The sequence below is a fragment of the Clostridium intestinale genome, from assembly GCF_035905475.1.
Lineage (GTDB): Bacteria > Bacillota > Clostridia > Clostridiales > Clostridiaceae > Clostridium_T > Clostridium_T intestinale.
This window is the reverse complement of record NZ_CP121166.1, coordinates 3,024,226-3,045,784: the sequence shown is the minus strand read 5'-3', so window position 1 is coordinate 3,045,784 and position 21,559 is coordinate 3,024,226. Positions and strand designations below refer to the sequence as shown.

The window sequence follows — 21,559 nt, the reverse complement described above, 5'->3', positions numbered from 1 at the left end:
TATGTCAATTAGGATAAATAATTTAAGCTTAAATATAGAAGAGGATACTTCATTATTAAAAAAAAAGGTGGCTAAAAAATTAAATATACCTTTAAGTGATGTACCAGAAATAAAAATAGTGAAAGAATCAATTGATGCTAGAAAAAAAGATTTAATAAAATTTAATTATTGTATAGATGTAGAAATAGAAAATGAGAGGTCAATTGTAAACAAGCTTAAAGATAAAGATGTAAAGCTAGAGGATATGGACTATAGTGATAATTTAAGTATTGGTGATAAAAAGCTAAAAAATAGACCTGTAGTTATAGGAATGGGACCAGCTGGTTTGTTTGGAGCACTTTTATTAGCTAGAAATGGATATAAGCCTATCGTGTTTGAACGTGGAGAAGAAGTTAATAAAAGAAGCAAAACTGTAGAACTATTTTGGGAAAAGGGAATATTAAACAAAGAATCTAATGTTCAATTTGGAGAAGGTGGAGCAGGAACATTCTCAGACGGAAAATTAACTACAAGAATAAAAGATTACAGATGTGATTATGTATTGCAGGCATTGGTTAAAGGTGGAGCTTCAGAGGAGATTTTATATAAAGCTAAACCTCATGTAGGGACAGATGTATTGAAGAAGGTTGTTGAGAAAATAAGAAATGAAATTATAGAGTTAGGTGGAGAAGTTCATTTTAACTCACTACTTAAAGATATAACAATAGAAAATGGAAAAGTTAAAGCTATAAAAGTAAATGAGGATATTATACCTTGTGAAAGATTGATACTTGCAATAGGACATAGCTCAAGAGATACTTACGAAATGCTTCATAAAATAGGTGTTGACATGGAACAAAAACCTTTTGCAATAGGGGTGAGAGTTGAGCATCCTCAAGAGCTTATAGATAGGAATCAATATGGTAAATACGCTGGACATCCAAGATTAAAGGCAGCTGAATATAGATTAACACATAAAGGTGAAAAAACAGGAAGAGGGGTATATTCTTTCTGCATGTGTCCGGGAGGGTTAGTTGTTGCAACAGCTTCTGAGGAAAATAGATTAGTTACTAATGGTATGAGTTATAATTCTAGAAGTGAAGAAAATGCAAATTCGGCTATTGTTGTGACAGTAGGACCAGAAGACTTTGATACAAAATCGCCTTTATCAGGAATAGAATTTCAAAGAAAATATGAACAACTAGCTTACGAGGCTGGTGGCGGGGATTACATAGCTCCAGTACAATTAGTGGGAGATTTCTTAAGAGGAGAAAGATCAAAACTTATTGGAAATGTTAAACCTAGCTACAAGCCAGGTTATGAACTAACAGATATGAGTAAATGTCTACCAAGTTATGTTATTGAGGGATTGAAAGAAGGATTAACGGCTTTTGATAGAAAGATAAAAGGTTTTGGAGATAAAGATGCTGTGATGACAGGTATTGAAACTAGAACATCAGCACCTGTTAGGATGAAAAGAAACGAAAAACTTGAAAGTGTATCTGTAGAAGGTCTATATCCAACAGGAGAAGGTGCCGGTTTTGCTGGTGGAATAGTATCAGCAGCTGTAGATGGAATAAAAGCCGCTGAGAATATAATTAAAGAGTTTAAGCCAATTTAATATTAACTAGGCAATTAGTAAAAATTAATTGCCTAGTTAAAAAAGATTAATTTAAATATTCTGAAAAAAGGAGCTTTAGTATTTTTTTCTGATAGAATAGAGATAGGAAAAAATTTTACTCTTTATTGTTATAAAATTAACAATAAATATGGATTATAATTAATAATATTCTAAAAAATGCTAATAAAACATTGAAATATTAATAAATTTATAAAAGAGGTGTAATACATGAGCAAAAACTTTGATGAATTATTATCAAAATTACAAAGTGTAAGCAGAAAAAAAGTAGCTGTAGCTGTAGCTCAAGATGAACCAGTACTTGAAGCTATAAAAGTTGCTAAAGAGCAAGGAATTGCAGATGCTATATTAGTTGGAGATAAGGGTAAAATTGAAAAAATAGCTAAAACGTTAGATATGGATTTAACTAAATTTGAAATTATCCACGAAGCAGATGCAAAAAAAGCAGCTTTATTTGCAGTTCAGTTAGTTTCTACAGGTAGAGCGGATATGCTTATGAAAGGATTAGTAGATACAGCAACTTTTTTAAGAAGTGTTTTAAATAAAGAGGTTGGATTAAGAACGGGTAAATTAATGTCTCATGTAGCTGTTTTTGATATAGATAAGTTTGATAGACTTTTATTTTTAACAGATGCAGCATTTAATACTTACCCAGATTTAAAAGCAAAAGTTGATATAATAAACAATTCAGTTAAGGTGGCTCATGCATGTGGCATAGAAGTACCTAAGGTTGCACCAATATGTGCAGTTGAAGTAGTTAATACCGATATGAAAGCAACTGTAGATGCGGCTATGTTATCAAAAATGAGTGAAAGAGGACAAATTAAGGGATGTATAGTTGATGGTCCTTTAGCACTTGATAATGCACTTTCAGAGGAAGCGGCTCAGCATAAGAATATAAATAGTCCAGTAGCAGGAAAAGCAGATGTATTTTTGCTTCCAGATATAGAAACAGCAAATGTTATGTATAAATGCTTAACATATCTATCTCACTCAAGAAATGGGGGCTGTTTAGTAGGAACTTCATCACCAGTTATATTAACTTCTAGAGCAGACTCTGTTGAAACTAAAGTTAATTCAATAGCTTTAGCTGCATTAGTAGCAGAAAGTAAATAATTATAAGGGAGATGCTATCATGGCTTATAAATTACTAATAATAAATCCTGGTTCTACTTCAACTAAAATAGGTGTTTATGAAAATGAAAAAGAAGTTTTTGAGAAAACACTAAGACATTCTGCAGAAGAAATAGGTAAATATGAATCAATATATGCTCAAAAAGATTTTAGAAAAGGAATAATACTTGAAGCATTAAAAGAAAATAATTTTGATATAGAAACTTTAAGTGCTATAGTAGGAAGAGGTGGAATGCTTAAGCCTATTCCAGGTGGTACTTATGAAGTAAATGAAGCTTTACTTGAAGATTTAAAGCTAGCTAAATATGGACAACATGCTTCTAACTTAGGAGCTATATTAGCTAATGAAATAGCAAAAGAAGTCGGGGTAAGAGCATTTATAGTTGATCCGGTTGTCGTTGATGAATTAGAGGACGTAGCAAGATTTTCAGGAGTTCCAGAACTACCAAGAAAATCAATATTCCATGCTTTAAATCAAAAAGCCGTAGCTAAAAGATATGCAAAAGAGCAAGGAAAAGCTTATGAAGATGTTAACTTAGTAGTAGTTCATATGGGTGGAGGAGTATCTGTAGGTGCTCATAAAGCTGGTAGAATTATAGATGTAAATAATGCATTAGATGGAGAAGGTCCATTCTCTCCAGAAAGAGCTGGGTCTACTCCAGCTGGAGACTTAATAAAACTATGCTTCAGTGGAAAGTATACACAAGCAGAAATTTATAAGAAAATAGTAGGTAATGGTGGGTATGTAGCATATCTAGACACTAATGATGCTAGAGTAGTAGAGGATGCTGTTAAAGCTGGTGACGAAAAATCTACAGCTATATATAATGCTTTTGCATATCAAGTTTGTAAAGCAATAGGTGAATATGCAGTTGTACTTGATGGAAAAGTGGATGCTATTATTCTAACTGGAGGAATAGCGTATAGTAAGGATATAGTTAGGGATGTAACTAAAAAAGCAAGTTGGATAGCTCCAATAGTAGTTTATCCAGGAGAAGATGAACTTTTAGCCTTAGCTCAAGGGACTATAAGAGTATTAGATAACGAAGAAAAAGCAAAAGAATATAAATAATATAAAATGAGGAGGTTTTCTGCAAAAATGCAGAAAACCTCTTTTAAATTTTTATTGTATAGGGTTTTCTATTAGAGTAGTAAATATAAAACTATGCTTATGGCATTCTGATACAGTTGTAAATCCTTGAACTAGATGTACATGCTTTCCTCCACCTACATCTATAGCTGGACCGGTAACTACACAGATACCATGAAAGTGATCAGAAAAATAGTCTGTATTAACAGAAATCTTATGAACATGTGAATTTCCATAAGGAATAGCTTGACTAGTAACCCCTGCAAAACGATGGTTATGAACACCACCAACATAGTTAGCTAGTCTAGTACTTCCCAAAAATTCATGAACATGTCTTTGTCTCTCACATTTATCTTCGCATTTATCTTCACAATCACATTCGCATATCTTAAAGCACTTAGGTTTACATTTCTTTCTCTTGCAATCACAATTACTATCTTGTAAATCAGAAAAATCGTCTAAAGAATTCATAAAATCTGAAATTGTATTATTAATCATGGCACACCTCCATTGTTCAGTAATATATTATATGAATCATGTCACAATATGTTGAAAGATATATCTAATAAAGATACTGTAAGTATTTATTAATAAGCAAATAAGAAAAAGTTAAGATATTAATAACTATATTGAAAGAAATTAAGGGTAACATTATTAATGAACTATTAATTTTATTAGATTTTATATACAGGGAGGAAAATATGAAAGTTTTAGAAGTAAAGAATCTTAAAAAAAGATTAGGAAAAAGAGAAATAATAAAAGATATTTCTTTTGAGGTAGAAGAAGGAGAGATATTTGGGTTTCTAGGACCAAATGGAGCAGGTAAAACAACTACTATAAGGATGCTTGTAGGTCTTATAGCGCCAAATGAAGGGCATATAATTATAACAGGACATGATATACAAAAAGAAAGAGAAAAGGCTTTAGCTAACCTAGGAGCTGTAGTTGAAAATCCAGAGCTATATGGGTATTTATCAGGAAGAGAAAACTTAATGCAGATAGCTAGAATAAGAAAAATACCTAAAAAAGAAGTAGATGAAATAATAGACCTAATAGGTTTGGGAACTAGAATAGAGGATAAAGTTAAGAAATATTCTTTAGGAATGAAACAAAGATTAGGGCTCGGAGCGGCTTTACTTGGTAATCCTAAACTTATGATTTTAGATGAACCTACCAATGGATTAGACCCATCAGGGATATTAGATTTTAGAGAAATAGTTAAAAAAGCTGCTAAAGAAAGAGGTATGTCTGTTTTTGTTTCTTCTCATATATTAAGTGAGGTACAACATTTATGTGATAGGGTAGCTTTTATAAATGGAGGAGAGATAAAGTCTGTAGAAAAAATAAATGAAGATGGATTAGCAACAGAAAAAGAAACATTAGTTGTAGTTACAACTGCAGATGATAAGGCTATGAATCTAATGAAAGATTTAAAATTTGTAAATAGCGTTAACTTATTTGATGATCAAGTTGTAGTTTCAGTACCAAAAGGATATTCTCCTAAACTTGTACAACAATTAGTCAAGGAAGATATAGAGATAGTAGAGGTTTATAAGAGACATAAAGGGTTAGAACAAAGATATATGGAACTTGTTGAAGGAGGAGTAAGATAATGCTATTTACGTTAATAAGGAATGAATTAAAAAAAATATTCAGTAGAGGAAAGACATATGTAATATCAATACTATTTGTTGCGTTTGTAGCCATGCTTTTTGTTGGTAGCTATATTAATGAAAAAAGAATGAATCAAATAAATTCCCCAGAAGGTAGACTAAGTCAACTAGAGGAAAACAATAAGTGGATGGAAGAAGATCTTAAGAATTTAGATTCAAATTCCAGTTCAGATGTTTCATTAGAAACAAGGAAATTGCAAATGAAAGAGCAAATAGAAAAGAATAAAACTACTATAGATACATTAAAGAAACAAATAGATAATGGAACAATTAAAGATAACTGGAAAGATGAGTTAAATATTCAGATAGATGATTTAAAAAATCAACTAAAGGATGAAACTCTTCCCAATAGGTATAAAGCAAGCATACAATCAGATTTAGATAAACTTAACTATTATAAGGACAACAATTTAAAACCAATAAATTCATGGGATGTAACAGGCTTTAATTTTATGGATACAGTTATGTCGGCCTTGGGGATGATATTTTTAGCTGTAGGGATAGCATTATTTATGAGTGATATGGTATCAGGAGAATTTACTCCAGCAACTATGAAGTTCTTACTTATTCAACCCGTATCTAGAGGTAAAGTTTTATTATCAAAGTTTATAGCTGTAGTAATAAGTTGTGTAACTTTAATACTATCTATTGAGATTGTTGCCTTTTTACTAGTAGGATTGTTAAGAGGGTTCGGATATTCAGGAGTGCCTACTATGTTTGGTGCTAGGTATCAATTTGATATGAGTCAGCTTCAGGATGGCGTGCATCCTTTAGTTCAAATAGCTGGAACGAGTGAACAAATACCACTTTGGAATTTTACTATAAGAACATTTCTTATGCAGGCACTATTTATAATAGCATGTTGTGCATTTGTGTTTTTAGTATCATCTTTAGTTAAAACTAGTATGATATCAATGGCAGTAACAACATCGGTAACTGTACTTATTCAAATACTTACAGAAATACTATCACCTATGAAGAAAATTTCTCATTATTTATTTACTACTTATGGTGATGCTGGCCAAATATTAAGTGGGCGTATTGCATTACAATATAATAATCCTAATATAACTATAGGCTTTAGTATAGGGTTACTTTTGATAAGTACGATTGTTTTCTACATCATTTCTCACGTTACATTTACAAAGAGAGATATATTAATATAATAAGTAAGGTTTTATTCCTCTATAATTGGATAAAATTATGATATAATAAAAATTATAATTATAGAAATTCAGGAGGAATAAAATATGAGTTTAAATTGGAGTTTAGAAGAATTATATTCATCTTTTGAAAGTAATGAATTTAAAGGTGATCTTCAAAAAACAAATACATTAATAGAAGACTACAACTCATGGGTTAATAATACAAGTACAAGTTATGATAATGTAATAGATAAACTGCATGAATATATAAACAAAACAAGTTCTTTGAAAAATTTCTTTTTTAAGTTAGGATCATTTATAGAGCTTTCTTTAAGTGTTAATACTAAAAATACTGAGGCGCTAAAGGCTTCAGATATACTTAATCAAAATGTAAGTAATATGGCTGAATCAGATGCGAAGATAGAGAAATGGATAGGAGAAATATCCAATATAGATGAACTTCTAGAAAAATCTCCTTTCCTAAAAGAATATGAATTTTTCTTAAAAGAAAAAGTTGAGCTGAACAAGTACATTTTAAGTGAAAAAGAAGAGAAAGTTATAGCGAAAATGCAAAATACAGGTTCTAATGCATGGTTAAAGCTTAAAGATTCTTTAATATCCAATCATAAAGTTGAGTTGAATATTAAAGGTGAAAAGAAAGAAGTGCCACTTACAGTTGTTTTAAACATGGCTCATGATAAAGATAAAGAAGTTAGAAAAGCAGCTTATGAAGCTGAGATTGAATCTTATAAAAAGATAGAAGATGGGGTAGCTGCGGCCTTAAATGCAATTAAGGGGGAAGTTTTAACTATAAGTGATTTAAGAGGATATAAATCACCTTTAGAAATGTCTTTAATTAATTCAAGGATGGATGAAGAGTCTTTAAATGCTATGCTTGAAGCTATGAAGGAGTCCCTACCTATTTTCAGAAAGTATTTAAGAAAAAAAGCAGAACTATTAGGATATAAAAACGGACTTCCTTTCTATGAACTTTATGCACCAATTTCAGATGCTGATATGGAGTTTTCTTATGAAAAGGGAAAGAAGTTTGTTGAAGATAATTTTAGAACATTTAGTGATAATTTAGCTGATTTTGCTAAAATGGTTTTCGATAAGAACTGGATAGATGTTATGCCTAAAGAAGGTAAGGTTGGAGGAGCTTTTTGTGAAAATCTTCATTTCCTAGGAGAAAGCAGATTCTTATTAAATTATGGGAACTCCTTTAATGACGTTGTTACAATGGCGCATGAATTAGGTCACGGTTTTCATGGAGAATGTCTTAAAGGTGAAGCGGTACTTAATGCAGATTATCCTATGCCTATAGCGGAGACAGCTTCAACTTTTTGTGAAACAATAGTGATGAAAGCTGGTATAAAAGCTGGAAGCAAAGAAGAGGCTCTATCTATATTAGAAACAGAAATAAGTGGTTGCACACAAGTAATTGTTGATATATATTCAAGATTTTTATTTGAAAGTGAATTGTTTGAGAGAAGAAAAAATGGAGCATTATCAGCTGAAGAAATTAAAGAAATTATGGTAAATGCTCAAAGAGAGGCATATGGTGATGGATTAGATCCTGAATATTTACATCCTTATATGTGGACTTGGAAACCTCATTATTATTATGCAAATAGTAATTTTTATAATTTCCCTTATGCATTTGGATTATTATTCTCAAAAGGTCTTTATGCAGAGTATCTAAAAAGTGGAAAAGACTTCCCAAAAGTTTATGAAGAACTTTTATCAATTACAGGAAAAAATAAGTTAGCAGATGTTACAAAGGTAATGAACATTGATATAAGAAATATAGATTTTTGGAGAGCCTCCCTTAAAACTATTGAAGAAGATATTGAGGAATTTATTAAATTAAGTTAAGAGGTGTATTATGAGATCTTCATTAAATATTACAAACAAGCTTACTATGCTTAGTGATATGGCAGGAGATTCTGTTTTTCAAGTTCTTGAGTATGATGCTCTAGAAGGAGGGAATAGGATAGAAGATGCTATAAAATTTAAGTTTATGAAGGATTCTGGGATTAAGCTTAAACAAGTAAGGATACTTTTAGATAGTAGTGCAGTAACTCTTGAATCTGGTGTATTAAGCTATATGAAGGGTGATATAGAAATACACTCTAATGTAGGGGGAGTATTAGGTCTTGGTAAGAAATTTTTTGCTAGTAAGGTCACAGGAGAAACTATGTTTAAGCCAATGTACAAAGGAACGGGTGAAATGTTTTTAGAGCCCTCCTTTGGACATTTTGCACTATTAGAGCTTGAAGATGAAGAGATAATAGTTGATGATGGACTTTTTTTTGCGTGTGAAAGTAATGTAGAAGTAGGGGTTTCTAGAGTTAAGAGTTTAAGTTCAATGGCTCTTGGAAATGAAGGATATTTTCAAACTAAACTTTCAGGAAGTGGAATTGTGGTGTTAGAGATTCCCGTACCAGAAAAAGAAGTTTTTAAGTGTACATTGATAGATGATACACTTAAGGTTGATGGTAATTTTGTTATGCTTAGAAGCGGAAATATAGATTTCACCGTAGAAAAAGCAGCTAAATCTATAGTAGGGTCAGTAACATCTGGAGAAGGTTTTTTGAACGTATATAGAGGCACTGGGCAAGTATGGCTTATTCCCACTAAATCTGTTTATGATAAATTGGCAATGGAGCCACTTCAAAATCAAAGCAATCCTCAGGGAAATAGTAATACTGAAGTGTAGTTGCACAATTTTTATATTTTTGTATAATAATAAGTGGATTGAATTACTTAATGAAAGAGTGAGGTAAATTTTATGGATAGAATGTTTGGAACAGATGGTGTTAGAGGAGTAGCAAATACAGAGCTTACAGCAACTTTAGCGTATAACTTAGGAAGAGCAGGAGCTTATGTATTAACAGAAGGAACTCATAAACCTAAGATATTAGTTGCAAAAGATACTAGGATATCAGGAGATATGTTAGAATCTGCATTAGTTGCAGGAATACTTTCGGTAGGTGCAGAAGCTGTATGTTTAGATGTGATTCCTACCCCAGCAGTTGCCTATTTAACTAGAAAATATGGGGCTGATGCTGGTATAATGATATCTGCTTCCCATAATCCAGTTGAATATAATGGAATTAAATTTTTTGATGATAAAGGATTAAAACTTTCAGATGAATTGGAAGATCAAATTCAAAGAGTTATAGAAAATAATTTTGAAGATGTACCATCACCAACAGGAGAAAATCTAGGAAGAAAAATTCATGAAATTGCTGCTTTAGAGCATTATATAGATTTTGCAAAAGATACCATATCTGTAGATTTAAAAGGATTAAAGGTAGCGTTAGACTGTGCAAATGGAGCTGCTTATGAAGCTGCTGTAAAATGTTTTAGAGAGTTAGGAGCAGATGTTTATGTTATAAACAATACTCCAGATGGAACTAATATAAATGAAAACTGTGGATCAACCCATACAGAAGAACTTATGGACTATGTAGTAAGAAAAGGCTGTGATGTTGGATTCGCTTTTGACGGAGATGCAGATAGATGTTTAGCTGTAGATGAAAAAGGAAATCTTGTTAATGGAGATTTCATAATGACTATTTGTGCAAAACATCTTAAAGAACTTGGAAGATTAAAAGACGATACTTTAGTTGTTACGGTTATGAGTAATTTAGGACTTATGATTGCTTGCGAAAAAGAAGGCATAAAAACTTCTATAACTAAAGTTGGAGATAGATATGTATTAGAGGAAATGCTTAAGAGTGGCCATGTATTAGGTGGGGAACAATCTGGACATGTAATCTTCCTTGATTATAATACTACTGGGGATGGATTAGTAACTGCACTTCAAATAGCGTCAACCATAAAAAGAAGCAAAAAAAGTTTAAGCGAGTTAGCTAAGATAATGAAGGACTTACCACAAGTATTAATTAATGCTAAGGTTCCAAATGATAAAAAAGATATTCATGAAAAAGATACTGAAATTAAAAATGAAATAGAAAAAATAGAAAAAGCTCTTCATGGATGTGGAAGAGTTCTAATAAGACCTTCAGGAACAGAACCTCTAGTAAGAGTTATGCTAGAAGGAGAAAATCAAGAAGAAATAGATAAGATGGCTAAAGAACTAGGTGCTTTGATAGAACAAAAAGCTAATAGTTAGAAATGTTAAAAGGCTGAGTTAAGAAATTAACTCAGCCTTTTAACATTGGGGGACTTGAAACATGAAATCAAGTCATATATATTATAACATAATAAGTAGAATTATCATAACCTCATGGGGTTAAGGATAGAATAGATAAGTAAAGAGAAAACGATAAGAGTAAAAGAAAATCGACAAAAATAGACACGAAAAACAGAGGTTTTTACGAATATAAATTAAAGGTTTAGACAAATAATTCACAAGGAATTATTCAGATTAGTAAGAAAATTATGGATTTTAGATATTAATTTATTAAGAAAAACAAATTAATATTATTAAATAAATAAAGAATAAAGAATGTGTTGACTAAATTCGTATCAGAGAGTACAATAAATTAAAAATAAGGATTTATTAAGTTAATATTTAGTAGTAAAAAGAAATGCTAAGAAGGAGACTTTTGTTTGGAATTTAAAGTTTCAGAGAGTCGGTGGTTGGTGAAAACCGATACTTTTACTAGACAGATATCACTCCAGAGCAGAGTCCAGAAAACTAATTTCATTAATTAGTGAGTAAGCGATCTCCGGTAAGCCCCGTTAAAAGCAAGGGTTTGTTAGAACCGAGTGATATTATACTAAAGGCGGTATATAGAATGATTATATTCCCACCTATAATGATTATATCATTAAGGTGGGTTTTATTTACACAAAAAAGGGGGATTACTATGGATAAACATGTTTTATCAGTAGTTGTAAAGAATTATTCTGGTGTACTTAGTAGGGTTGCGGGGCTATTTTCTAGAAGAGGATATAACATTGATAGTTTAACCGTAGGAAGAACCGAAAATCCAGAGTTATCTAGAATGACTATAACTATGAATGGGGACAGTGATATCGTAGAGCAAGTTAAGAATCAATTAGCTAAGCTTGAAGATGTAAAAAAAGTTATAGAATTAGATCCAGATTCTTCTGTTTATAGAGAATTGGTTCTCATAAAGGTAAATGCAGATGTTAATCAAAGAGCAGCTATAAATGAGATAGTTAAAATTTTTAGATGTAAGGTTATAGATATTTCCATGGAGACCTTAACTATTGAACTAACTGGGGATGAAAGTAAAGTAGCAGCACTTATTAAGCTAATGGATGACTACGGGATAAAAGAAATAGTTAGAACTGGTCTTACAGCGCTAGAAAGAGGAGAAAAAGATATAAGCTCTCATTCTGAATATTTTGAAACTTAATTTGGGGAAAGTTTGTTATTAGGAGTGATTTAGCAATGAGCAATGAAGTATTTATTCTAGATTCAACCCTGAGAGATGGGGCACAGGGGCAAGGGATTTCCTTTTCAGTAGAGGATAAGTTAAAAATAGCTAAAGCATTAGATGATTTAGGAGTACATTATGTTGAAGCTGGAAATCCAGGTTCAAATCCTAAGGATATGGAGTTTTTTAAGAGAGTTAATGAACTTAATCTTAAAAACACCAAGATAGTAGCTTTTGGTAGTACTAGAAGGTTAGGAGTTAAAGCTGAGGAAGATAAAAATCTAAGAGATCTTTTAGAAGCTAATACAAAAACTGTAACTATATTTGGGAAAAGTTCAGATTTTCATGTTATAGATATATTAAAGACAAGTTTAGAAGAAAATCTAAAACTTATAAAAGAGTCCATAGACTTCTTAAAAAAGAATGGAAAAGAAGTAATATTTGATGGGGAGCATTTTTTCGACGGATATAAAAGCAATAAGCAATATTCATTAGAAACCTTAAAGGTTGCAAAGGAAGCTGGAGCAGATGTAATAGTACTTTGTGATACTAATGGGGGAACCCTTCCAACAGAGGTTGAAAAGATAACTTTGGAAGTTAAAGAACTTGTTGGAGGAAGTATTGGTATACACTGTCATGATGATATGGGGATGGCAGTAGCTAATTCTATAATGAGTGCAAGTGCTGGGGCAAATCATATACAAGGCACATTTATAGGAATAGGTGAAAGATGCGGTAATGCAAATCTAAGTGCTATAATACCAACTTTAGAACTTAAAATGGGGATGAAGGTTTTAGAGGACGGGGCACTTAATAAGCTTAAAACTGCAGCACTAATAATTTCAGAAATATCCAATATTACACTTAAAGACTATGCACCTTATGTAGGAAACTCAGCGTTTGCTCATAAAGGTGGAATGCATATAGATGCAGTAATTAAAATGTCTAAGTCTTATGAACACATAAATCCAGAAGCTGTAGGAAATTCGAGAAGATTTTTAGTTTCTGAGGTTAGCGGAAAAAGTACAATTCTTAAAGAGGTTCAAAAGATATTTCCTAATATGTCTAAGGACAGTAAGGAAGTACAAACTATCATAGATAAGCTTAAGGAACTTGAACATCAAGGATATCAATTTGAAGGAGCCGAAGGAACTGTAGAATTGGTTATAAGAAAAGTTATAGGAAAGTACAAGCCTTTTTTTAAACTTAATAATTTTAAAGTAATTGGGGAACATCCATCTTTAAAAGGAGATTTTACATCTACAGCATTAATCAATATAAATGTAGAAGGAAAACAAGAAATGACTGTAGCAGAAGGCGATGGGCCAGTTAATGCATTAGATAAAGCATTAAGAAAGGCCTTGGAAATTTTCTATCCACAGCTTAAGGATGTCAGGCTTATAGATTATAAGGTTAGGGTTTTAGATGCAGGGTCAGCTACAGAAGCATCTGTTAGAGTATTAATTGAATCTACTGATGGGCTAGAACATTGGACTACTGTTGGGGTGTCTAAAGATATTATTGAAGCAAGCTGGATAGCTCTTGTAGATTCTATTGAATATAAGTTAATAAAGGATATTGAAAGAAAAGTAAGGATGTATTTTTAAGGGAGTGATGCTGAGGGGAATCATTCCTAGAGTTTATGGAAAAATTATAAATAATTTAGTTAAATAAATAAAAAATATTTTTAAATATTAGGGGGCTAATTATGGAATATAAAGTTGCGGTTATACCAGGAGATGGAATAGGACCAGAAGTTATTGAAGAAACAGTAAAAGTTTTAAATGTGATAGGGGATAAATACTCTCATAAGTTCAACTATGAGTATGTATTAGCAGGTGGTATTGCTATTGATGAAAAAGGAACACCTCTTCCAGAGGAAACTTTAGAAGTGTGTAAGAATAGTGATGCAGTACTTTTAGGTGCAGTAGGAGGTCCTAAATGGGATGATCCAACAGCTAAAATAAGACCAGAGCAAGCTTTACTTGGACTAAGAGGAGGATTAAATCTTTATTGTAACTTAAGACCAGCAGTGCTTTATTCATCCTTAAGAGATGCCTCTCCGCTTAAAGACTCAATAATAGGAGATGGAATAGACATCTGCGTTATTAGAGAACTTACAGGAGGGATTTATTTTGGAGAAAGAGCTTTATGGAAAGAAGGAGAAGAGGAAATAGCAACAGATACTGAAAAGTATTCAACTTCTGAAGTAAAGAGAATAGCAAAAATAGCTTTTGAAACTGCTATGAAAAGAAACAAGAAAGTGACTTCTGTAGATAAGGCTAACATATTAGAAAGTTCAAGATTATGGAGAAGAGTAGTTGAGGAAGTTCATAAGGACTATCCAGAAGTAACTTTGGAACATATGTATGTGGATAATGCCTCAATGCAATTAGTTAGAAATCCAAGAGGTTTTGATGTTATTTTAACTTCCAATATATTTGGAGATATATTATCAGATGAAGCGTCAATGATTACAGGCTCAATAGGAATGTTACCATCAGCTAGTTTAGGGGAAAACTCTTTTGGTATGTATGAACCTATTCATGGTTCAGCTCCTGATATAGCAGGAAAAGGAGTTGCAAATCCATTAGCAACAATTCTTTCTTCAGCTATGATGCTAAAGTTTACTTTTGGTTTAGTAGAGGAAGCTGAACTTATAGAAAAAGCTGTAGAGAAGGTTCTAGAAGAAGGCTATAGAACTGGAGATATAATGAGTGAAGGGATGAAACTTATAGGTACTAGGGAAATGGGGGAACTTGTAGTTAATTATATAAAAGAAGGGAAGTAATTAATATGAGAAGCGATAAGATAAAACTTGGAGCTGATAAGGCTCCTCATAGATCACTTTTAAGAGCAGCAGGATTTTCAGATGAAGAGATGAAAAGACCCATGATAGGAATAGTAAGTTCACAAAATGATATTATTCCAGGTCATGTTAACTTAGATAAAATAGTAAATGGTGCTAAAAGTGGAGTATTGCTTGCAGGAGGTACCCCGGTAGTATTTCCAACTATAGGAGTATGTGATGGTATAGCTATGGGGCATGAAGGGATGAGATATTCATTATGCACCAGAGAACTTATAGCTGATTCAATAGAATGTATGGCAAGAGCTCATCAATTTGATGGATTAGTTTTAGTACCTAACTGCGATAAGATAGTTCCAGGTATGATAATGGCAGCACTTAGATTAAATATTCCATCAGTTATTATATCAGGTGGGCCAATGCTTGCAGGAAAGTTTAAGGGGAAAGCAGTTTCTCTTTCTACTATGTTTGAAGCAGTTGGAGCTTATAATGCAAACAAGATGAGTGAAGAAGACTTATGTGATATGGAGTCAAGTGCATGTCCTACATGTGGTTCATGTTCAGGTATGTTTACAGCTAACTCTATGAATTGTTTAACTGAGGTTCTAGGATTAGGTCTTCCTGGAAATGGAACAATTCCAGCCGTTTATTCAGATAGAATAAGATTAGCTAAAAATGCTGGAATGGCAATACTTGACTTAGTTAAAAAAGATATAAAACCAAGAGATATAGTTACAGATAAAACTTTAAGAAATGCATTAACTGTAGATATGGCACTAGGCTGTTCAACTAATTCAGTACTTCATTTAACAGCTATAGCTAACGAGGCTAAATTAGAGCTTAATTTAGATATGATAAATGAGATAAGTTCTAAAACACCTAATCTATGTAAGCTTGCACCAGCAGGAGATAATCATATAGAAGATTTATATTTTGCAGGTGGAATACAAGCAGTTATGAATGAATTATCCAAAAAGGATCTATTGTATTTAGATGGAATCACTGCTACTACTAAAACAGTTGGGGAAAATATTAAAAATGTAGTAGTTAGAGATTATGATGTTGTTAAACCTATTGATAAACCATATAGCCAAACTGGTGGAATTCAGGTGTTAAAAGGAAATCTTGCTTTAGAAGGAGCTGTTGTTAAAAAGTCAGCTGTACTTCCAGAGATGATGGTTCATGAGGGACCAGCAAGAGTATTTGACTCTGAAGAAGATGCAATAGCAGCTATATGGAGAGGGAAAATTAAAAGTGGGGATGTAATTATAATAAGATATGAAGGTCCAAAGGGTGGTCCTGGTATGAGAGAAATGTTATCTCCTACTTCAGCGATAGCAGGTATGGGTTTAGATTCTTCTGTAGCACTTATTACAGATGGAAGATTCTCAGGTGCTACTAGAGGTGCAGCAATAGGTCACGTATCTCCAGAAGCAGCTGAAGGCGGAATAATAGCTTTAGTTCAAGAAGGGGATATAGTCTCTATAAATATACAAGAAGGTAAATTAGAGGTTAATGTTACAAAAGAGGAATTAGCTGAGAGAAGAAGCAGGTGGATATGCCCACCACCTAAAGTGACAGATGGATATCTTGGAAGATACGCCAAACTTGTAAGTTCTGCCAGCAAAGGAGCTGTATTTAAATAATTTATAAGGAGGGGGCTAAATGTTATTAAATGGTTCAGAGATACTAATACAATGTCTAATAGAGCAGGGAGTAGATACTATTTTTGGTTATCCTGGAGGGGCAGTATTAAATATATACGATGCTTTATATAAATACAGGGATGATATAAGACACGTGTTGACTTGCCATGAACAAGGTGCGTCTCACGCCGCAGATGGATATGCAAGAAGTACAGGAAAGGTTGGGGTTTGTCTGGCAACATCAGGACCAGGAGCAACTAATTTAGTAACAGGAATTGCTACTGCATATATGGATTCTATACCTATGGTTGCAATAACGGGGAATGTAACCAGACCATTACTTGGTAAGGATAGTTTTCAGGAAGTAGACATTACAGGAATAACCCTTCCTATTACAAAGCATAATTTCATGGTGAGAGATATTAATGAATTAGCTGATATTATTAGAGAAGCTTTTAGAATAGCTCAAGAAGGAAGACCAGGCCCTGTGCTTGTAGATATTCCTAAAGATATAAGTGCACAAAAGGGTGCATATATAAAACAAGAACCAGTAAAAGTTAAGAGGAAAACTGAGTTTATAACAGATAAGGCTCTTGATGAAGTAGCAAAGCTAATAAATCAATCATCAAAACCATTTATATATGCAGGTGGAGGAATAATCAGAGCAGATGCATCAGAAGAATTGATGGAATTTGCAGAAAAGATAGATTCTCCTACAGCTACATCATTAATGTGCATGGGAGGATTCCCAGTAACTCATCCATTATTTACAGGAATGATAGGTATGCATGGAACTAAGGCTTCTAATCTAGGAGCTTGGGAATGTGATTTATTAATAGCGATAGGTTCAAGATTTAGTGATAGAGTTATAAGCTCTAATTCCAATCTTGAAGGAGCTAAAATAATTCATCTAGATGTAGACCCAGCAGAGGTAAATAAAAATGTTAAAGTTGATGCAAGTATAATAGGTGATGTAAGAGAAACATTAAGAAAACTTATTCCGCTTGTAGAAAAGAAAAATAATAATGAATGGACAGAAAAAATAAAAGGATATAAGGATTCTGTGAAGAATTTAAATAGTAAAAAAGAAGAATTGACTCCAGAATTTTTATTTGAAAAAATAAATGACCTCACAAATGGAGAAGCTATAATAACAACAGAAGTTGGTCAGCATCAGATGTGGGCGTCGCAATTTTATAAACATATGAAACCTAAAAGATTTGTAACTTCTGGAGGCCTTGGAACTATGGGCTTTGGACTTGGGGCAGCTATAGGAAGTAAGGTTGGAAATCCAGATAAATTAGTTATTAATATTGCTGGAGATGGGAGTTTTGCAATGAACTGTAATGAGCTTGCAACTGCCTACGCTCAAAAAGCGCCAGTAGTTACTATAATAGTAAACAATAATGCACTAGGAATGGTAAGACAGTGGCAGAATTTCTTCTATGAAGAAAGATACTCTCATACCAGTATAAACAGAGGGACTAATTTTGTTAAGCTTGTTGAAGCTTATGGAGGAAAAGGATACTTAGTAGAAAAAAGGGAAGAATTAGAACCTGTTTTAAAAGAAGCCATCAATTCTTCAGTGCCAGTAGTTATTGACTATAGGGTGCATGAGGATAAAAAGGTGTTCCCAATGGTTGCACCAGGAGCACTTATAAATCAAATCATATATGAAGAAGATGTATAAATAATAAGGGGGAGCTAAAATGGCAAAAATGTATTATGAAAAGGACACAAATCTTGAATTATTAAAAGGAAAAAGAGTTGCAGTTATAGGCTATGGAAGCCAAGGACACGCTCATTCACTTAACCTTTATGAAAGTGGAGTAGATGTTGTAGTAGGATTATATGAAGGTAGTAAATCGTGGGAAAAAGCAGAAGCAGCTGGATTAAAAGTTTTAGATACAGCAGAAGCGGTTAAAACTTCAGACGTAATAATGATATTAGTACCAGATGAAAAACAAGCTAAATTATATAGTGAAAAAGTAGCACCAAATCTTACAGAAGGAAAAGCTTTAGTATTTGCTCATGGATTTAATATTCATTATGGACAAATAGTTCCTCCTGCAAATGTAGATGTATTTATGGCTGCTCCAAAAGGACCAGGACATATGGTTAGAAGAACATATACACAAGGATCAGGAGTACCATGTTTAATAGCTGTACACCAAGATTACACTGGAAACGCTAAAGAATTAGCATTAGCATACACAAATGGAATAGGTGGAGCTAGAGCTGGAGTTTTAGAAACTACATTTAGAGATGAAACAGAAACTGATCTTTTCGGAGAACAAGCTGTTTTATGTGGAGGAGTTTCAGAACTTATAAAAACAGGATTTGAAGTTTTAGTTGAAGCTGGATATGCTCCAGAAAATGCTTACTTTGAGTGTTTGCATGAAATGAAATTAATAGTTGATTTAATGTATCAAGGTGGAATGAGCTTGATGAGATATTCTATAAGTGATACAGCTGAATATGGAGACTATTCAGTAGGTAAGAGAATAATAACATCTGAAACTAAGAAGGAAATGGAAAAAGTACTTCATGAAATTCAAGATGGTACATTTGCTAAAAACTGGTTAGTAGAAAATCAAGTAAACAGACCAGCATTTAATGCAAGAAGAAGAATAGAAAAAGAACATCAAATCGAAAAAGTTGGAAAAGAACTTAGAGAAATGATGTCTTGGATCAATGAAAATAAATTAGAACAATAAAAAAATAGCTAATTAGCCTAGGGACAAGAGAACTTGCTTCTCTCACAAATCTTTCGCCAAAAGATATAAAGTCTCTAGGCTTTTTATATTATTAATATAAAGTAACATTTTTCTTAATATTTGCATAAATATTAGTATATGATAAAAAATCACTTGCTTTTGTAAGTGTATATGATAAAATATGAAAGTGTAATAATATATTTGTGAAAGGTGGGATGCATATAGAGTAAGAAAAAACAAGGTTTCAAGAAAATTTTATACAAGCGCCAGAACTTAAGAAGGGATCGGGTATATACTTTTTAAGTTGACGAGGGTTGGGGTTTATCGAATATTTCGGCGGGTGCCCCACGGTATCGCACTACCGTTAACGAAAGGACAAAACTAGGGAGCAATTTCTAGCACAAATCCTATCAGGTGTTAAAGCAAAAAAACTAGGGCTTTTGGACCCTAGTATTTTTATACCCTTTTTTAGTAAAAAAATACAAATATTATAATGATTGCAAAAAGGAAGGTAAAAAATATGTGCGGTATAGTAGGTTATTTAGGAAGTAAAAAAGCTTCAGATATATTAGTAGAAGGATTATCAAAACTTGAATATAGAGGATACGACTCAGCAGGAGTTGCTGTATTAAATAACGGAGAAATTGAAATAAGTAAATGTAAAGGAAGATTAGCAAATCTTGAAGATAAATTAGAAAAAAATCCTATAGAAGGATCATTAGGAATAGGGCATACTAGATGGGCTACTCATGGAGAACCATCAGATGTAAACTCTCATCCACATTCAAATGAAAGCGAAACAATCAGCGTAGTTCATAATGGTATAATAGAAAACTACGGAAGATTAAGAGAATGGCTTAAAGGTAAAGGGTATAAATTCTTTTCAGAAACTGATACAGAAGTGATACCTAACTTAGTTGATTACTACTACAAAGGAAACTTATTAGAAGCTGTTATGGAAGCTACTAAGAAAATGGAAGGTAGTTATGCTATAGGAGTAATATCTAAAAATGAACCAAATAAAATAGTAGCAGTAAGAAAAGACAGCCCTCTTATAGTTGGTTTAGGTGAAGGCGAAAACTTCATAGCATCAGATATTCCAGCAGTTTTAAACTATACTAGAGATGTTTATTTACTAGAAGATAAAGAATTTGTTGTAATAGATGAAAATGGAGTTACTTTATATAATGAAGATGGAGATAAAGTAGAAAAAGATGTTTTCCACGTAACTTGGAATGCTGATGCAGCAGAAAAAGGTGGATATGAAGACTTCATGATAAAAGAAATTCATGAACAACCAAAAGCAATAAGAGATACAATGACTTCAAGAATTGCCTTAGGTGAAAAAATTAAACTAGATGATATCTCTCTTACAAAAGAAGATTTAGATAAAATAGATAAAGTATTTGTAGTTGCCTGTGGAACAGCATATAATGCAGGATTAGTAGGAAAAACAGTTATAGAAAGATGGGGAAAAATACCTGTTGAAGTAGATATAGCTTCTGAATTTAGATATAGAGAACCATTAATAACTGATAAATCTTTATTAATAGTTATAAGCCAATCAGGAGAAACAGCAGATACCTTAGCAGTATTAAGAGACTCTAAGAAAAAAGGCGCTAGAGTTATGGCTATTACTAACGTAGTAGGAAGCTCAGTATCAAGAGAAGCAGATGATGTAATATACACTTGGGCAGGGCCAGAAGTTGCAGTTGCATCAACAAAAGCTTATATTACAATGTTAATAGCATTTGATATATTAGCACTTTATATTGCTGAATTAAAAGGAACATTAACAGCAGAAGAGATTGAAGAAATTAAAAAAGAAATGCTTACCTTACCAGAGAAAGCAAAAAAAGTTATAGATAACAAAGATATAGTTCAAAGATTCGCAGCAGAACACTATATGGAGAAAGATATATTCTATTTAGGAAGAGGAGTAGACTATGCAATAAGTGTAGAAGGATCTCTTAAAGTTAAAGAAGTAACTTATATCCATTCAGAAGCTTATGCAGGTGGAGAATTAAAACATGGTCCTATAGCTTTAATAGAAGAAGGAACTATGGTTATAACTACCTTAACTCAAAGAAAATTAATAGATAAAATGGTTAGTAATATAAAAGAAGTTGTAACAAGAGGAGCTAAAATAGCAGGAATTTGCTATGAAGGAGAAAAAGAGATTATGGAATCTTTAGATTATCCAATAGAAATTCCACAAACAAGCGATTTATTAGCACCAGTTTTAGCAGTTATACCTCACCAATTAATGGCTTATTATATAGCTAAAGATAAAGGTCTTGATGTTGATAAACCAAGAAATCTTGCAAAATCAGTAACTGTAGAATAGTT

The 21,559-nt window shown here is 32.5% G+C and carries 16 protein-coding genes; 15 read left to right on the top strand and 1 reads right to left on the bottom strand.

The features are described 5' to 3' along the window. The first annotated feature begins 1 nt into the window (after position 1). The 3 genes from P8F83_RS15600 to buk all read left to right on the top strand — a co-directional run bounded on the left by P8F83_RS15600 (position 2) and on the right by buk (position 3,824). Positions 2–1,600, top strand: a complete 1,599-nt coding sequence (locus P8F83_RS15600; protein ID WP_326511843.1) for an NAD(P)/FAD-dependent oxidoreductase — start codon at positions 2–4, stop codon at positions 1,598–1,600. A 228-nt stretch (positions 1,601–1,828) separates the two neighbouring features. Further along, entirely contained in the window at positions 1,829–2,734 is a 906-nt protein-coding gene (gene ptb / locus P8F83_RS15595) for a phosphate butyryltransferase (RefSeq protein ID WP_073021406.1), read from the top strand. 19 nt (positions 2,735–2,753) lie between these two features. Then, positions 2,754–3,824 (top strand): butyrate kinase, encoded by a 1,071-nt coding sequence (gene buk / locus P8F83_RS15590; protein WP_326511842.1) that lies wholly within the window; start codon positions 2,754–2,756, stop codon positions 3,822–3,824. A gap of 51 nt (positions 3,825–3,875) precedes the next feature. On the opposite strand, the gene P8F83_RS15585 is transcribed toward buk, so the two are convergent. Next, on the bottom strand, positions 3,876–4,229 hold the full coding sequence (locus P8F83_RS15585; RefSeq protein ID WP_315110481.1) for a YmaF family protein: 354 nt from the start codon (positions 4,227–4,229) through the stop codon (positions 3,876–3,878). Positions 4,230–4,543: 314 nt separating this feature from the next. Between P8F83_RS15585 and P8F83_RS15580 the strand changes: the two genes are divergently transcribed. From P8F83_RS15580 to glmS, 12 genes are all read left to right on the top strand, one after another. Continuing rightward, positions 4,544–5,455, top strand: coding sequence for an ABC transporter ATP-binding protein (locus P8F83_RS15580; protein WP_326511841.1), 912 nt, complete (start codon positions 4,544–4,546; stop codon positions 5,453–5,455). Further along, the gene (locus tag P8F83_RS15575) at positions 5,455–6,681 is read left to right on the top strand and encodes an ABC transporter permease subunit (protein WP_326511840.1); all 1,227 of its coding nucleotides are present in this window, start codon (positions 5,455–5,457) and stop codon (positions 6,679–6,681) included. The genes P8F83_RS15580 and P8F83_RS15575 overlap by 1 nt, the downstream gene beginning before the upstream one ends. An 84-nt stretch (positions 6,682–6,765) precedes the next feature. Further along, positions 6,766–8,535 carry a M3 family oligoendopeptidase gene (locus tag P8F83_RS15570; protein WP_326511839.1) on the top strand — a complete coding sequence of 590 codons (1,770 nt, stop codon included), beginning with the start codon at positions 6,766–6,768 and terminating at the stop codon, positions 8,533–8,535. Between the two features lie 10 nt (positions 8,536–8,545). Continuing rightward, on the top strand, positions 8,546–9,379 hold the full coding sequence (locus P8F83_RS15565) for an AIM24 family protein (RefSeq protein WP_073021418.1): 834 nt from the start codon (positions 8,546–8,548) through the stop codon (positions 9,377–9,379). Positions 9,380–9,451: 72 nt separating this feature from the next. Further along, the gene (gene glmM, locus P8F83_RS15560; RefSeq protein WP_326511838.1) at positions 9,452–10,801 is read left to right on the top strand and encodes a phosphoglucosamine mutase; all 1,350 of its coding nucleotides are present in this window, start codon (positions 9,452–9,454) and stop codon (positions 10,799–10,801) included. Between the two features lie 700 nt (positions 10,802–11,501). Further along, positions 11,502–12,017 carry an acetolactate synthase small subunit gene (gene ilvN / locus P8F83_RS15555; RefSeq protein ID WP_073021422.1) on the top strand — a complete coding sequence of 172 codons (516 nt, stop codon included), beginning with the start codon at positions 11,502–11,504 and terminating at the stop codon, positions 12,015–12,017. A gap of 35 nt (positions 12,018–12,052) precedes the next feature. Continuing rightward, the gene (gene cimA, locus P8F83_RS15550) at positions 12,053–13,645 is read left to right on the top strand and encodes a citramalate synthase (RefSeq protein WP_326511837.1); all 1,593 of its coding nucleotides are present in this window, start codon (positions 12,053–12,055) and stop codon (positions 13,643–13,645) included. Positions 13,646–13,746: 101 nt separating this feature from the next. Continuing rightward, positions 13,747–14,829, top strand: coding sequence for a 3-isopropylmalate dehydrogenase (leuB, locus tag P8F83_RS15545; protein WP_326511836.1), 1,083 nt, complete (start codon positions 13,747–13,749; stop codon positions 14,827–14,829). A 5-nt stretch (positions 14,830–14,834) separates the two neighbouring features. After that, a complete protein-coding gene (gene ilvD / locus P8F83_RS15540; protein WP_326511835.1) occupies positions 14,835–16,493 on the top strand; it encodes a dihydroxy-acid dehydratase in 1,659 nt (552 codons plus the stop codon). A gap of 19 nt (positions 16,494–16,512) precedes the next feature. Continuing rightward, positions 16,513–18,183 carry a biosynthetic-type acetolactate synthase large subunit gene (gene ilvB, locus P8F83_RS15535; protein WP_315110339.1) on the top strand — a complete coding sequence of 557 codons (1,671 nt, stop codon included), beginning with the start codon at positions 16,513–16,515 and terminating at the stop codon, positions 18,181–18,183. Positions 18,184–18,202: 19 nt separating this feature from the next. Continuing rightward, positions 18,203–19,210: a ketol-acid reductoisomerase gene (gene ilvC / locus P8F83_RS15530; protein ID WP_326511834.1), complete on the top strand. Its 1,008-nt coding sequence runs from the start codon at positions 18,203–18,205 to the stop codon at positions 19,208–19,210. 520 nt (positions 19,211–19,730) lie between these two features. Next, the gene (gene glmS, locus P8F83_RS15525; RefSeq protein ID WP_326511833.1) at positions 19,731–21,557 is read left to right on the top strand and encodes a glutamine--fructose-6-phosphate transaminase (isomerizing); all 1,827 of its coding nucleotides are present in this window, start codon (positions 19,731–19,733) and stop codon (positions 21,555–21,557) included. The last annotated feature ends 2 nt before the right edge of the window (positions 21,558–21,559 follow it).

Excerpts from the sequence above, each read along its gene's own strand:
- ilvN (WP_073021422.1), top strand. The coding sequence starts at position 11,502 with ATGGATAAACATGTTTTATCAGTAGTTGTAAAGAATTATTCTGGTGTA.
- P8F83_RS15600 (WP_326511843.1), top strand. The coding sequence starts at position 2 with ATGTCAATTAGGATAAATAATTTAAGCTTAAATATAGAAGAGGATACT.
- glmS (WP_326511833.1), top strand. The coding sequence starts at position 19,731 with ATGTGCGGTATAGTAGGTTATTTAGGAAGTAAAAAAGCTTCAGATATA.
- P8F83_RS15575 (WP_326511840.1), top strand. The coding sequence starts at position 5,455 with ATGCTATTTACGTTAATAAGGAATGAATTAAAAAAAATATTCAGTAGA.
- leuB (WP_326511836.1), top strand. The coding sequence starts at position 13,747 with ATGGAATATAAAGTTGCGGTTATACCAGGAGATGGAATAGGACCAGAA.
- P8F83_RS15580 (WP_326511841.1), top strand. The coding sequence starts at position 4,544 with ATGAAAGTTTTAGAAGTAAAGAATCTTAAAAAAAGATTAGGAAAAAGA.
- P8F83_RS15570 (WP_326511839.1), top strand. The coding sequence starts at position 6,766 with ATGAGTTTAAATTGGAGTTTAGAAGAATTATATTCATCTTTTGAAAGT.
- cimA (WP_326511837.1), top strand. The coding sequence starts at position 12,053 with ATGAGCAATGAAGTATTTATTCTAGATTCAACCCTGAGAGATGGGGCA.
- glmM (WP_326511838.1), top strand. The coding sequence starts at position 9,452 with ATGGATAGAATGTTTGGAACAGATGGTGTTAGAGGAGTAGCAAATACA.
- ilvD (WP_326511835.1), top strand. The coding sequence starts at position 14,835 with ATGAGAAGCGATAAGATAAAACTTGGAGCTGATAAGGCTCCTCATAGA.
- ilvB (WP_315110339.1), top strand. The coding sequence starts at position 16,513 with ATGTTATTAAATGGTTCAGAGATACTAATACAATGTCTAATAGAGCAG.
- P8F83_RS15565 (WP_073021418.1), top strand. The coding sequence starts at position 8,546 with ATGAGATCTTCATTAAATATTACAAACAAGCTTACTATGCTTAGTGAT.
- ilvC (WP_326511834.1), top strand. The coding sequence starts at position 18,203 with ATGGCAAAAATGTATTATGAAAAGGACACAAATCTTGAATTATTAAAA.
- ptb (WP_073021406.1), top strand. The coding sequence starts at position 1,829 with ATGAGCAAAAACTTTGATGAATTATTATCAAAATTACAAAGTGTAAGC.
- buk (WP_326511842.1), top strand. The coding sequence starts at position 2,754 with ATGGCTTATAAATTACTAATAATAAATCCTGGTTCTACTTCAACTAAA.